10 protein-coding genes are annotated in these 14,655 nt (G+C 37.6%); 3 read left to right on the top strand and 7 right to left on the bottom strand.

The features are described from left to right. The first annotated feature begins 137 nt into the window (after positions 1-137). The gene (locus R3F25_10690) at positions 138-2,471 is read left to right on the top strand and encodes a tetratricopeptide repeat protein (GenBank protein MEZ5497271.1); all 2,334 of its coding nucleotides are present in this window, start codon (positions 138-140) and stop codon (positions 2,469-2,471) included. Positions 2,472-2,473: 2 nt separating this feature from the next. On the opposite strand, the gene msrA is transcribed toward R3F25_10690, so the two are convergent. From msrA to R3F25_10675, 3 genes are all read right to left on the bottom strand, one after another. After that, positions 2,474-2,980, bottom strand: a complete 507-nt coding sequence (msrA, locus tag R3F25_10685) for a peptide-methionine (S)-S-oxide reductase MsrA (protein ID MEZ5497270.1) — start codon at positions 2,978-2,980, stop codon at positions 2,474-2,476. After that, complete coding sequence (gene msrB, locus R3F25_10680) at positions 2,977-3,423, bottom strand: peptide-methionine (R)-S-oxide reductase MsrB (protein MEZ5497269.1); 447 nt, start codon at positions 3,421-3,423, stop codon at positions 2,977-2,979. Before msrB ends, msrA begins: the two co-directional genes overlap by 4 nt. 62 nt (positions 3,424-3,485) lie before the next feature. Then, entirely contained in the window at positions 3,486-6,203 is a 2,718-nt protein-coding gene (locus tag R3F25_10675) for an Rne/Rng family ribonuclease (GenBank protein ID MEZ5497268.1), read from the bottom strand. A gap of 533 nt (positions 6,204-6,736) precedes the next feature. Here R3F25_10675 and R3F25_10670 point away from each other — a divergent pair. Further along, complete coding sequence (locus R3F25_10670; GenBank protein ID MEZ5497267.1) at positions 6,737-7,666, top strand: RluA family pseudouridine synthase; 930 nt, start codon at positions 6,737-6,739, stop codon at positions 7,664-7,666. On the opposite strand, the gene R3F25_10665 is transcribed toward R3F25_10670, so the two are convergent. Both R3F25_10665 and proC read right to left on the bottom strand, forming a co-directional pair. Then, complete coding sequence (locus R3F25_10665; GenBank protein MEZ5497266.1) at positions 7,667-8,788, bottom strand: DUF1887 family CARF protein; 1,122 nt, start codon at positions 8,786-8,788, stop codon at positions 7,667-7,669. It abuts the gene before it with no gap. Continuing rightward, entirely contained in the window at positions 8,788-9,618 is an 831-nt protein-coding gene (gene proC / locus R3F25_10660) for a pyrroline-5-carboxylate reductase (GenBank protein MEZ5497265.1), read from the bottom strand. Before proC ends, R3F25_10665 begins: the two co-directional genes overlap by 1 nt. Before the next feature lie 437 nt (positions 9,619-10,055). Here proC and R3F25_10655 point away from each other — a divergent pair, with 437 nt between their 5' ends. Continuing rightward, positions 10,056-11,768 carry an AIPR family protein gene (locus R3F25_10655; protein ID MEZ5497264.1) on the top strand — a complete coding sequence of 571 codons (1,713 nt, stop codon included), beginning with the start codon at positions 10,056-10,058 and terminating at the stop codon, positions 11,766-11,768. Between the two features lie 592 nt (positions 11,769-12,360). Here R3F25_10655 and R3F25_10650 read toward each other — a convergent pair. Both R3F25_10650 and thrC read right to left on the bottom strand, forming a co-directional pair. Beyond that, positions 12,361-13,275 carry a prohibitin family protein gene (locus R3F25_10650; protein ID MEZ5497263.1) on the bottom strand — a complete coding sequence of 305 codons (915 nt, stop codon included), beginning with the start codon at positions 13,273-13,275 and terminating at the stop codon, positions 12,361-12,363. A 34-nt stretch (positions 13,276-13,309) separates the two neighbouring features. Next, a complete protein-coding gene (thrC, locus tag R3F25_10645) occupies positions 13,310-14,578 on the bottom strand; it encodes a threonine synthase (protein MEZ5497262.1) in 1,269 nt (422 codons plus the stop codon). Between the last annotated feature and the right edge of the window lie 77 nt (positions 14,579-14,655).

Below are 14,655 nucleotides of genomic sequence, written 5' to 3'. Positions count from 1 at the left end.
TGATAAGATTTATTTCTCAGCGATACTTTTTCGCTGAACCTGGGGACACATTTTCCAGTTTCGCCAAATGAATACTTGACGATTGACTGACGATTTTGTGACGGTTTTATGACGAAGAATAATAACATTTAAAATCAATGAGTTATAAAATTGACAATTTTCAAATAAATACAACTTTACGCGAAATTTATCTCAATAAAGAGCTTTTAGTCATAGAACCTAAGGTCTATGAGGTCATAATTTTCTTCATTGAGAATGCCAATAAGGCTATCAGCAAGGATGAACTTCAGGATGCCATCTGGCCTAATGTGGAGGTTTCAGAAACCGCGATCACAAGAGCGGTGATGAAAGCCCGCAAAGCACTCAATGATGAATCGAACCCACAGAACTACATTCAAACAATCCACGGACATGGATATAAGTTTATCGCTGACATAACAGTCATCGAAAAAGAACCTGAATCTAAAACAACTTCAAAAACAAATATTGATGAAGTTCAAACATCTTTGTTCAGGAGTATTTCTGTTAAAACCACACTATTAATTCTGACATTATTGTCGTTTATCGGAATCGGGCTTGTTTATCTGAATCAGGAAACCCCTGAAGAAATATCTCATCATAGACTTATGGTTCTTCCGGTTTCCAATAAAATTGAAGATGAGTCTTATTCTTGGGTCTCTCTAGGTCTTATGTCTTTGGCAAGCAAAGTTATTGAGTCAGGCACTCATATCAGTCTTCTGGCGGATTCGGAAAGTGCAAAATCTACAGAAATTCTGGAATCCGATACATTCCCAATTTCTCAAGAGCAATTATTAAAACTGAAACAACGATTTAATGCAGATTACATCATCAGTTCTGTACTGACTCAACATAATGAAAAACTTTATGTACTCAGATACAGCGTTTATCATCCAAAAGGGGTTTACTCCGAAGTCAAAATAGAAGGCGATAATCCCAGCGGTTTAGCACAAAAAATGGCGAAACAAATCACTCAATTATTACCCGGTCAAGTCACCACCGCTATTGAAAATGTCGTTTCAGAAGACGATTTTACCAATGAGCTTTATTCACGAGGAATGTCTTACCAAATTCAGGGATATGCTGATAAAGCCGAAAAATACTTTGAGCTCGCAATCGAACAAGACCCGACTCTGATTGCAGCGAAAATTGAATTAGCTATTGTCAAACGCAAACTCAGCAATTATCAGGGCTCGATTGACGATTTGCAGAACTTATTACAAAACTTGGACCAGTTTCCTCAAGATCCTACAAATGAACTTGAAATCAATAACTCTCTGGGTGTTGCCTATTTCCGTCAGAGAGAGTTCAATGAAGCCACTCATTACTATTTGAAAAGTTATGAGCTTGCTAAAAAATTGAACAACCATAAGTTTCTAATTAAAACATCTCTTAATATGGGAATCGTTGAAAAAAACCTAGGTCATTATGATAATGCGCGCAAGTGGGTAACCGAGGCATTAACTATATCCAGAAAACATAATAACACTGATGACCCAACTGCAATCTATCTTCTTGGACAAATTGAAAGAGGGTTACAAAATACCGATAAAGCGATTAGTCTGTTTAGTCAGGCTTATGAACAATTCAATAAAAATCAAGAATACAGAGAAGCCACAAGTGTTATGAATGCACATGCCATGTTACTGGCAAAAAAAGGACGTTATTCTGAAGCTCTTGAGAGACTCAATGAATCACTGGAGTTCAAACTAAAGCTCAATGATGGTATCGGAATTATTGATAGCAAATTAAGCATGACTGACGTCTATTTGGAGACTGAAGATATCCCGGCTCTGGAACGCGTATATGGTGAGTTACAACAATATATTGCCGAAACAAAAATCAATTCCAGAAATTTTGAAATGACCAAACTGGGAATTTATATTGATTTCCTAAAGAATGATTATCAAACAACTTTTGATAAAATTGCAAAACTTCCCGATGATTTTAACAGTCGCAGTATAGATATGGTGCAGATGAAATGTAAACAAAAGCTAGGAGATAAAGATATTATCAAAGTTTGGCTTGATGAATTTTCCTACCTTAAGTCCGGTGAAGACAGCCGTATGCGTATGTACTGGCTGGATTTAGAGAATTTTTATCTGGAGTCTTATGGATCAACACTGGAATTACAAGAATCCTACAAACAAAGGTTAAGATTATCCAGAGCGATGGGGAATGATGCTGCTTCGGCAAATATTTTACTAAAGATTGGACAACAACATATACAAAACGATCAACTCTCGGAAGCCTCTGACACTCTAAATGAATTAAAAATTATGAATCTGGATTGGTGGCAGATTGATTTATTCGAGGCCGAAATCATGAACGCTAATGGGCAAGTCAATCAATCAATTGAACTCGCAAAGTCGGCAAAACAAAAAGCTTCTTCTATCTGGGGAGACAAAGAAGAAGCTCGTTTGCAAAAACTGCTTTCAAATAGTTTAAACTAAAACTAGTCTTGATTGCGTTTGGGCAACACCCAATCCGGTCGGATAAAGTGGCATGTATAACCCTCAGGGAATCTTTGTAAATAATCCTGATGTTCCGGTTCTGCTTCCCAGAAATCACCAACAGATTCAACTTCTGTGACAACTTTTCCAGGCCAGAGACCACTGGCATCTACATCGGCTATGGTGTCCAATGCAATTGATTTTTGTTCATCGTTTTCGTAAAAAATCGCTGAACGATAAGAGCTTCCAAGATCATTTCCCTGACGATCGGATGTTGTCGGATCATGAATTTGGAAGAAAAACTCGAGTATCTTGCGATAGCTGATGACATCAGCATCAAATAATATTTCGATACTCTCTGCATGGCTTCCATGGTTTTTATATGTCGCGTTAACAACATCACCTCCGGAATATCCGACTCTGGTTGATAAAACACCCGGAAAACTTCTAATGAGTTCCTGCATTCCCCAAAAACAACCACCTGCTAAAACTGCTCTTTGCTGATTCATTTTGATTCCTCAATCAAATCTAAAAATTCACCATAACCCTCAGCTTCCATTTCATCCTTTGGGATAAAACGCAATGAAGCCGAATTGATACAATACCTCAAGCCACCGAGTTCTTCCGGTCCATCGTCAAAAACATGTCCCAAATGACTGTCTGCATATTGACTTCTGACCTCAGTCCGAATCATTCCGTGACTGGAGTCCTTTTTCTCAATCACATTATCAGTGATAATTGGCCGACTGAAACTCGGCCAGCCACAACCGGATTCAAATTTATCTGCTGAAGCAAATAAAGGCTCACCGGAAACAATATCGACATAAATCCCAACTTCTTTGTTTGAAACATACTCCCCTGTCCAAGGATGTTCGGTTGCGTCTTCCTGAGTGACACGATATTGTACAGGAGAAAGTTTTGCTAAAGCCTCTTTTGTTTTCTGATAGCGCATAAAAAACCCCAACTTGAATTGAAATAATTAAGTTGGGGTCGTGCGAATAAATTCAAGTGCTTCTATATATCGAAATTAATCCCGCTGGTTGGGTCAGCAACTTTCTTCACAGGTTTTGGTTTTTTGATTTCCTGAGTTTGCTTTTCCTCTTTGGAAGTATTGGGCTTTGCAGTTGTTTCATTTTTTTCTACGGGTTTGCTTTCGTCCTTCTTAACTTCAGTCGAGGACTTCGTGTTTTCAGCTTTTTTATTGGAAACCTTTTTACTGGTTTTCTTCTTTGCTGTTTTCTTTGTCGTTTTCTTAGTTGTTTTTTCGACTGGTTGCTGATTATTTACTTCTAAAGTTTTTTCAGGACCGACTTTTTGATTATCACTCGCTTTTTGACCAGAGTTATCAGTCATTGGCTTATCAGTAGTATTGCTTTGCTCATTATTTTGTTTTGGCATTGCTTTTTCTGAATTTACAACCTTGGTCTCCTCTGTCTGAGTTTTTGGTGCTGCCGACTGATTATCTGTTTTGCCAGCTTGAGTATTAGTCGGTTTATTTCTTCTATTTGGTTTTGTGGACTTTTGTTTTTGATCTTTAGATTGACTCGTTTGTTGTGAACTTTGATCGATTTTGTCAGTAGTTTTTACGGAAGGATTTGTATTCTCCACATCCACTTTATTCGCATTTTGAGAATTTGAACTTTGAGTCTCTTGTTGTTTTTGAGCTGCATAGGATGCCACGCTACCAAGAGGTCTTTTCATGATTTGCTCAGTCGCTTTTGTGGATACTGCTGGCTCAGAAGTTTGTTGCTGAACATCTTGCTGTTTCACATTGGGTTTTTGAGCCGGTTTTGGTTTCCTCTTGTTAGCAGGTGACTTGTTATTCTCAGCCTTATTCTGAGCATCTGCTTGTGTATTTGGCTTATTGGTTTTTGTATCCTTACGATTTCCATTGTTGTAAGGAGTTCTTCTTCCACCTTTAGGTTTATTGTTTTGATGAGTGTTTTGATTGTTATTTGGAGTGGTAGCCGGTTTACGATTCTGGGGAGCTTTTCTATTTTTCGGCTTGGAATTCCTGTTTTTATTATCTTTTTGATATGGTTTTTTCTTTTTGTTTTTTGAGTTATCTTTTGAAAATAAAGATTTCAACCACTTTACAAAGCCATTTTTTGGTTTAGGAGCTTGGGCTTCAGGAATTAAAACGCCGACAGCCGCTTTAGAGACCACTTTGTCAACAGCTTGCATTGATTTGCTTTCAGCACCCTCTTCATTCTCAGGCTTGTTCAACTTAAGATTATTAATATCCACTTTTCCGGCTTCGGATTTTTTCAATCGTGTCACATCAAAATGTGGGGTTTGGTAATATTCGTTTGCAACAATCAATAAAGGAACTTTGTGTCTTTTCTCTAACTCAAAAAGTTCTGTGCGTTTTTCGTTGATGATAAAGTTTGCAACCTTGGAAGGTACTTGTGCAATGACTTTTCCAGTTTCCGGTTTTTGAGCTTCTTCTTCTACAATTCTTAGAATTGAAACTGACAGCGACTCAATATTACGAATGAAACCATGTCCTGAACATCTCGGGCAAACAAATTGACTGGACTCATTAATGGATGACCTCAATCGTTGACGTGACATTTCCAAAAGTCCGAATCGGGAAATTTTACCAACTTGAACTCTTGCACGATCATTTTCAACCGCTTCGTTCAGTTTTTCCTCAACCAAACGCTGGTTTTTGTGATCTCTCATGTCAATGAAGTCAATAACAACCAAACCGCCAAGGTCTCGAATTCGCAATTGTCTGGCAATTTCATCCGCAGCTTCCAGATTTGTCATTGTTGCTGTTTCTTCAATATCCGCTCCACGAGTGGCTTTTGCAGAGTTGATATCAATAGAAATCATTGCTTCGGTGTGATCAATCACAAGTGAGCCACCGGATGGCAATCTCACCTCACGAGCAAAGGCAGACTGAATTTGACCTTCAATCTGATAACGTGAGAATAACGGTGTTGTGTCATTATAATACGATAACTTTTTCAAGTTATGAGGCATAACTTGTTGCATAAAATCTCTGGCTTTTTCATAGATTTCTTTATCGTCAATCAGAATTTCACCCACATCCGGACGCAGATAATCACGCAATGCGCGAATAAAAATATCACTTTCCTGATAAATAAAGAATGGTGCCGGACGACTGGCAGCCATTGTTTTAATTGCTGTCCACACCTGATCCAGATAATTCAAATCCCAATCCAACTCTTCAACAGATCTGCCAATCCCAGCTGTACGAACAATCACTCCGGAGTTTTTTGGCTGGTTAATTTGACTGAGAGTACTCTTTAAATCGGCTCGGGATTTACCTTCAATTCTTCGGGAAATTCCGCCGGATTTTGGATTCTCCGGCATATAAACAAGATAACGACCGGCAAGGCTGATATAGGTACTTAAAGCAGCTCCTTTGTTTCCACGTTCTTCCTTATTAACCTGAATAATGACTTCAGTGCCTTCTTTGACGGCATCTGCAATCGAAGGTCTGTCTTTTGAGTTTTTAGTTTCTGCAGTATAGTAATTACGGCTGATTTCTTTGAATGGTAAAAAACCGTGTCTTTCAGAACCATAATTAACAAAGGCGGCTTCAAGGCTGGGTTCAACCCGAGTGATGATTCCTTTATAAATATTTCCTTTCTTTCTGTCCTGACCGGGGATGTCTATGTCAAGATTGAAGAGTTTTTGTCCATCGGCAAGGGCAACACGAATCTCTTCCGAGTGTGTTGCATTGATAAGCATTCTTTTCATTGTAAATTCCTGTAATTAAGCAACACACAGGAACTTGGAACTTCTCAATATTTTCTTTTATTTTGGTTATTTAAATACGTCCATTCTAATGCCACCACAAATTCCAAAATCCAGTTATATTTAAGATTTATGAGGCTTTTTAAATTTTTCCAGCATTTCCAAAATAGCTTTTTATATTCTTTTTTTCCAATGACCAACAGCATCTATTCTATCTGTTTGGTATTATTTTGTGTGTTTGCAATTTTAAAAAACCGGATTCCAAAGTGTTTCCGTATTTTAAAACACATAAACTTTCTCACTTTGCACTGCATGGGGTTTTATCCTGCCAACCTGTGTCTTTGGGTTGATGACATCCTGTCTTGAAAGTTTAAATATTTTATCGAAATCACTCATCCGGAGTGTTTGGAACTCTCGAACTTGTTGTGAAAATTCCCGTATAATTCTTTTTTAATCTTTTGCTGATATTTCTATTCATCAAGCGCTTGGAATGATAACATTTCTCAACATTTCATTACAAATTAAATATTGCTTTTATGCAACATAAAACGGAAAACAATATCTTTGAAATCAATTCAGACACAGATGGTCAGCGGATTGATAATTTTTTATTAAAAACTTTAAAAGATTTAAGCAAATCAAATATTTACAAATTACTTCGTAAAGGTCAAATCAGAATCAACGGCAAACGCAGCAAACCAACAACCAGATTAACAGTCGGTGATTTGGTGCGAGTACCACCATTCGTTTTAGGAGAAAATCAGGAACTTTTCATCAGTGAAAATCTGCTTAAAGCTGTCAGAGACTCCATCATTTTTTCCAACAATAATTTTCTTGTTGTCAACAAGCCCAGCGGCCTTGCTGTGCATTCCGGAACCGGTGTCAAAGTGGGGCTGATTGAAGTTTGCAAAGAGCTTTTTCCTGAGACTGAAATTCAACTGGCTCACCGTTTGGATCGTGAAACTTCGGGATGTGTGGTGCTGGCAAAAAATCGTCAGGCGTTAAATGATTTTAATCAGCAATCTAAGGATAACAATATTACAAAAAAATATCTGGCATTGGTTAAAGGTGTGATTAAAAACAACTTTGAAGTGGAATTGCCCTTGGATGTCACTACTCGCTCCGGCGGTGAAAGAACCGTAACTGTCAGTGAAGATGGAAAATATGCCAAAACTCTTTTCAGAGTTTCTGAATTTTATCAAAGACAAATTAAATCCACATTGCTGGAGTGTCAATTAGTCACCGGGCGCACTCATCAAATTCGTGTTCACGCTGCGGCAATGGAACATCCATTGGCCGGAGATATCCGCTATGGCGATGAAAAATTCAATCAAAAACTAAGAAAGCTGGGTTTAAAAAGATTATTCCTGCATGCATCCAGCATTGAATTTACAGATAATGATGAAAAAATTATCGTTTCCGCAGAGCTACCGGAAAAATTGCATAAAATTCTGTCTGAATTGTAATCAGTCCTCGGAGTCAATAAAACGATAAAGGTGTTCTTTCAAGTTTTTCAGCTGATTGTGTGAACAGCAATAAACACCCATATCCTGAGCTCGCTCCAAAGTATAGCGACTGAGTTTCTGGTAACTGACAAGCATCGCTTTGCCCGAACTACCACCCAACGATTCTTTCAGAGAATCAAGTCGGTAAACGGCTTCAGAACCCGGAGTGTTGTCATTGTTGCGTTTGGTAAAACGACGGGTTTTACATTCGATAATATGCAAACGATTGTTTGCCATTGCAATCACATCGATTTCATTCTTAACCGTTCCTTTGGCGCGCACCACTTCCAATCCTTTGGCGATATCACTGATGTTGCTTCTGTTCTTTTGAATTTCATGGAGCAACATAAAAACATGGTCCTCCAACCATCCGCCATTGGCATAAAAACGACTGGCTTCATCCTTAAACACAACCTTGTTATGAAACACTTTCAATAAATCCTGTTCCTGAAACCGAGAGAGCATTTCCATTAAATTCGACTTACGGGAATAACCCTTATCAAAGTGAAACTCAAGACTGAGGTCAGCACGCATGGCGATATGGTTTAACGATGCTAAAGCAGAGCCAAAATGATCAATCTTTTCAATCAGCCAGTGTGTCAGTTCCTGCCTGCCATGATTTTCAACAAAATTAGAACCTTTGGATAAAATCTGTGTGGAAAATAATTTCAGAAATTCACTGATTTTTAATCGACTCCCCAAGCCAATTGCATCTCGGTCATTTGGAGAAAGCCAGTGCAAAGTGTTGGTGAATTTATCCACCACAAATGATTCCATGCCATTGTCCATAAACATCTGCAACGCCACCAGAACCATAATTCGGTAACCACAACTGGCGTTAAAAACCAGATTGCTGTCCTTGTTTTCATCAAAAATATGCTGAATAACCGTACGAATTTGCTCCGGTTCAAATGAAACCATGTGGCTTCTGCAAACAATTCCACGAGAGTTTAGAACCGACTTAATACCTTCCACATCATGTCTCTTACCGTGAAGCAAGATAACCTTTTCGGGTTTCAACTCCAATGCTGCGCTGGCAATTCCGGAGCTTTTGGTATCATAAATCGCCAAATGGACATTCATCAGCAAAAATCCTCCGATAACTCTTGTGATCTGTGATTGGCAGCTTTAACTGCCTGATTGATGATTTTTGCAAAATCATTGGCTTGAAAAGATTTCAAAGCTGCCTCAGTTGTACCATTGGGTGAAGTGACTTTCTGACGTAAAACCGTAATATCATCCTGCGATCTCTGCGCCAGTATCGCAGAACCCAGAGCCGTTTGTTCGGTGAGTTTGGCAGCGACTTCTTCACTCAAACCCAACTCAACTGCGGTTTTCTGCAAGTACTCCATAAACAAAAAGAAGTAAGCCGGACCGCTTCCCGATAACGCAGTGACCACATCAATTTTGTACTCTTCATCGACCCAATGCGAAATCCCAACCGAGTCCAGAATCGCTTCAGTGAGATGTTTTTGCTCACGATTAACATTCGCATTCGCAAAAAGTCCGGTGGCTCCCTCTCCAATCAAAGCCGGAGTATTCGGCATGGATCGAACAATTGGAATATCTTTTGAAATCCATTGCTCCAGATGCTCGACTTTAATTCCGGCAGCAATCGAAATCACCAAAGCACCGGTTTCAATCACGCTTTCAGCGACATCCAATGCCACCTGTTTCATAATTTGTGGTTTAACCGCCAAAACCACCACATCCGGAATGCCAAAATGTTCGTTATTATCACTAAAAGTCTTCACTCCGAATTTTTCAGTCACAACCTGCCGTTGATGCCCACCCGAATCACTGGCAGTAATTTGGCTCGGCAAAAACCCACGATTGATTAAACCACCAATCAAACTGGTCGCCATATTCCCTGCCCCGACAAAACGGACTTTTAAATTAGAGAGTTTTTTCATGTGTTTATTTTACCTGAAAGACTTAACAGATATGTTACAGGAAGTTAAAAGAAAAAACCATGAAGGGCATAAAGGTCTTGAAGGAAAATAGTTTAACATATTTTATTGACTCCTTTTGTTCGTGCAAAAGGAGCGTAAAAATTCTTCTGGAAAGGATTGTCATTTCCAACTTGATTGGAAATCCGGTAAAACCTCATCATATTAAACGAAGTGTACATAGCAAGAATAAAATTTCTATAGCCTTTTTCTCAAACTCATACTAAAATAAAGATAAATCCCAACCACGCTTTCAAATTTCAATTCACAAAGTCTGGTTAGGGAAACACGGCGTATATTCTTCTAAATTTCGCAATATATGCATATTTATAAATCCTGATATACGGAGTTACGTATATTTCGGTTTATGGCAAATTTTAAAACGAAAAACAACACAACAAATGAGTAATAATAGAATTATACTAGAAGGCTGTTTAACCCAATTCCAAACTGCTAATGAAATTGATTTAAAAGATAGCGAAATATTTGAATTATTTAGTTTGACTCAAACGACAAAAGTTTACGACTTGAGTTATGAAAACATATTAAACTCAATTGTTGACGGTGGAAATGATGGAGGAATTGATTCAATACTTGTCCTAATCGATGATGAAGTAATTGAGTCAATTGATGAATTGTCTGAATACACATTTTCAAATAAAACCAACAGTCGATTTATTATCTCGCAATGTAAAAAGGAGAACTCCTTTAAGGAAGCTCCATTAGACAAGTTAATTACAACTTTACCGGAATTGTTCGATTTAGAAAAAAATGAAACAGCCTTGTTGACAAGATTTAATGCAGATTTGGTAACACTGGCTTTATTAGTCAACCAGGTTTGGCAAAAAACTGCAATAAGTGGTGGTAAAATTTATATTGACTTCATTTATGCATGCAATGCAACTGAAATTGAAGTTAATGGAGCTTTTAGCAGTAAAGTTGATCAGTTAAAAACACTAACAAAGAGAATTTTTTCTAATGAGAATATAACATATTCAAATTATAGCTGTTCAGAATTACTAAAATTATATCAAGCACATAAGACGAATAGATTGACTTTAGATTTTAAAGAACAGCCACTTTCGACAAGTTATAAGGAGTTCGGAATTGGTTATGTTGGAATGGTGAAACTAGCAGATTATAAAAGTTTCCTAACGTCTGAAAATTTAGAGATTCGTGACGACTTATTCGAAAGCAACATACGACACTTTCAAGGGGAAGTAGATGTAAATAAAAAAATTAAATCTACAATTGAAACTATAGAAGAAAAAGATTTCTGGTGGTTAAATAATGGAATTACAATAATTGCAGAATCACCAAACCAAGTTGGAAAAAAATTAGCAATTGAAAATGTTCAAATAGTTAATGGGCTTCAAACGTCATATTCAATTTTCAATAGTCACAATGGTGACACAACGGACGAAAGATCGGTTTTAGTCAAAGTGATAATTAATAATAATAAAGAAACGATAGACAATATAATTGCATCAACAAATAGTCAAAACCCAGTATCTGCAACTTTATTGCGTGCAACAGAATCAACACAAAGGAACTTAGAAATATTCTTCTATAACAAAGGCTACTTTTATGACAGAAGGAAAAATTATTATAAGAACCAAGGTAAGCCATCATCAAAAATATTTAGCATACAATATACTGCACAAGCAATTCGAGCAATTGTATTCAATGATCCACATTCCGCCAGAGCGAAGCCTACTTCACTTTTAAAAGATGATAAAACATACAATCAAATTTTTGATCCTTCAAAAAATTATGAAGGTTATCTAAATTGTTGTTTAATAAATAAAAAATCAAATGACTATTGGTTGAACATTTCAGATCAAACCAAAAAAGGAATGACATCAAATTTCAAATTACACTTAGCTTGGATAAGTTCAAAATTATCTTTAAGCATAAACAATATAACTTTTGATGAACTGGCAACTTTTAACTTGACAGCATTTGACCAGTCTAAATTCAATGAAAGCCTTGATTTTTTAACACATACAATTAATGAGTTTCAAACAGTAAATACATCTGCGAACTTAATAAATATGGCTAAATCGGGCGACTTTACAAAATATATAATTGAGAAACTTGAAACCAAATATTAAAAAAACTGGCTATAAAGGGCTTTTGCGTCAGGCGCGGTGATGTGCAAACTTGGAGCTTTGTCCTTCTAATGAACTTTAGTAATCAACTGAAACTTTGCATTCCGAAACCCGCCCGAACGCAAAGCCCGAAAACATTACAAATTCCCCAAACGAAGCAATAATTCCCCTTTACTCTCACCGAGATATTTTTGAGAATTTGGAAATACGTTTGCAAGTGTCTGAGCATTGCTTGCAATGTGAGTTTTTGCAAACGCCAAATTTGAATAAATATGGAGGGAAACCGTAGGTTGAGAGTTTGGGGTGTGTTTTGTGTTACTTTTCGCACAAGCAAAAGTAACGAAAAGAAGGGTGCTGAAATAACGGCATGACGAATTTTTGAGATACATTCGACTTCGTGTGCTGTGCACACTTCGCTCAGTATGACAGAGTTCCCCAACGGTTGAGAGTTTGGGGCATGTTTTGAGTTATTTTGAGACGAAAGATTTTGTTAAAGACAAGGCATTATCCCCCGCAGAATGTGAGCATATATCACATATGCGACCATTCGAGGAGGATAATAACGCCGTATTTATCAAAATATATCTCTCAAAGTTTATTTATCAGACAAATGCATCAACGGCAACGGCTGCGACGAATTACTGTCGATAAAATAAACTTTCGATGCCGGATCTTTGGAGATGCTCTTCAGAGCTTCCAAAGATTGCAACTTGATATAACTTGGGTTACTACCAATGGCCTGATTGATTTTTTCAATCTCATAGGCTTGGGCATCTGCCAAAACTCTTTTCTGTTGTGCCAACTCTTCGGCAGCCCGGCGTTGAGCTTCGGCTTGTGCGACCACTTGTTGTTGTTCAGTTTTAAATCTTTCCAATTCCGCTTTTTGTTTTTCAACGGCTTGTTCCCGTTCTTTTTTCGCTTCAATGGCTTTAGAAATAAACGCCGGCAATGTGATGTCTCGAATCAAAACAGCAGAAACCTTTACACCTTTCGGCTCGAGATACTCCTGTAAACCGGATAGAATTGTGGTTTGCAATTTATCCTGAGTTTCTTCCAAAAAGAAATCTTCTGCTCTTTTGATAGTTTTACCCTGTTCTCTCAATAAAGAACGTAATTTCGGAATTAATTGTACATCCAATAACTGCTGCATGCCACCAGTGGATTGTAACATATGAGCCGCTTCAGCACCATTTAGTCTGTATTGAATACTGACATCAATGTTTGTTTGTAATTGGTCCTGCGAGGGGACCTGAGCTTTCTCCAAATGAGTCTTTTCCCTAACATCAAATTCATGCCACTCGAAAAGTGGATTGACTGGAAAATGCAATCCTTCTGGATAGCTTTCATCAACTATTTTTCCGAACAGTGTAGCAACTGCAACATGACCTACAGGAACAGTTTTGTAAAGTTTTGTTCCGAACATTAATAACAACAGTACAATAACAACTAATATCGTTGTCTTGACCGGAAACCCGCCATTGTGAGTTTGAATTTGTCTGACATTATTCATAATTTTCCTCTAATAATTTTAAAAAATAACTTATTTATTCTAACAACATTTGATTGAATTTACCTGTATCATTGGTCATGGTTACTGATAAATTCTGTAAATTTCGTACCTTTTCAAGAGCTTCAGGAACCGGCAATTTGATACTCAAAACCTCTTCCACTGTTTCAATAAATTTTGCCGGATGCGCAGTTGAAACAAACACGCCGTATTCGCCATCTTTTAAAGTATCAACAAGTCCTGCATAGGCAATCGCCGTGTGTGGTTCGGCAATATAATTCAGCTGTTGCAATTGTCTCATCGCTTGGAAAGTTTGTTCATCAGTTTTGATAGAAGCGGTAATCACTGACTTCAAATCTTCCAAGTTGTCATTAAACAATGATATAATTCGTGGCCAATTGCTCGGGTCACTGACATCCATGGCATTAGATGCGGTTTCGACTGTTTTATTCGGTTGCCAGACTTTATTGATTAAAAATCGCGGAACGGTGTCATTGGAATTGGTCGCAGCCACAAAGCGTTTGATTGGTGCTCCAATTGTTTTCGCAATCAATCCGGCGGTGAGATTCCCAAAGTTACCGCTGGGAACGGAAACCACCAGTTCTTTGTCTTTGCATTGGGATGCAATTTCAAAATAGTAACAAACCTGAGCTAACAAACGACTGATGTTGATTGAGTTAGCCGAAGTCAGATTGTGTTTCTGGCGAATTTCATCCGAATCAAAAGCGGCTTTGACCATTCTCTGACAATCATCGAAATCTCCTTCAATAGCATAGGTTTCGATATTCTTTCCCAAAGTACAAAATAATTTTTCCTGTAAGTTTGAAATTTTGCCTTTGGGATAAAGAATTTTAACCTTGATTCCGTCAATGTTATAAAAAGCATGAGCGACTGCTGCTCCGGTATCCCCGGATGTCGCTGTTAGAATGGTGACATGATTTTTATCATTAAATGCAGCGATGCATTGAGCCATAAACCTTGCGCCAAAATCCTTAAACGCTAGAGTTTGTCCGTGAAACAATTCCAGTCCTGCCACATTATTTTCAACTTTGACAATCGGAACTTCAAAATTAAATGCACGCTCAACCATTTGCGAAACTTGCTCCAATGGCAATTCCCCATCAATTAAATGATGAAGAATATGGCTGCTACGAGTGACAAAATCCATCTCCAGCAATTCATCAATATTTGACATTGGTTTGAAATTATCGACAAAAAACAAACCCCTGTCTTTGCCAATTCCTTCAATAACAGCTTGCTTAAAATTAACTTTTTGCTCTGGGTGTTTTAAATTGTGTAATTTCATAATTTTTTTATTTACCATGAAATGCATCGCTAGCTTGAGAATTATTCTTTACTTTCATGTCCTTTATGGTGAATTAT

Source organism: Gammaproteobacteria bacterium, assembly GCA_041395445.1.
GTDB lineage: Bacteria > Pseudomonadota > Gammaproteobacteria > Xanthomonadales > Marinicellaceae > NORP309.
Note: the sequence above shows the minus strand (reverse complement) of the source record. Positions and strands in the feature narration are given on the sequence as shown.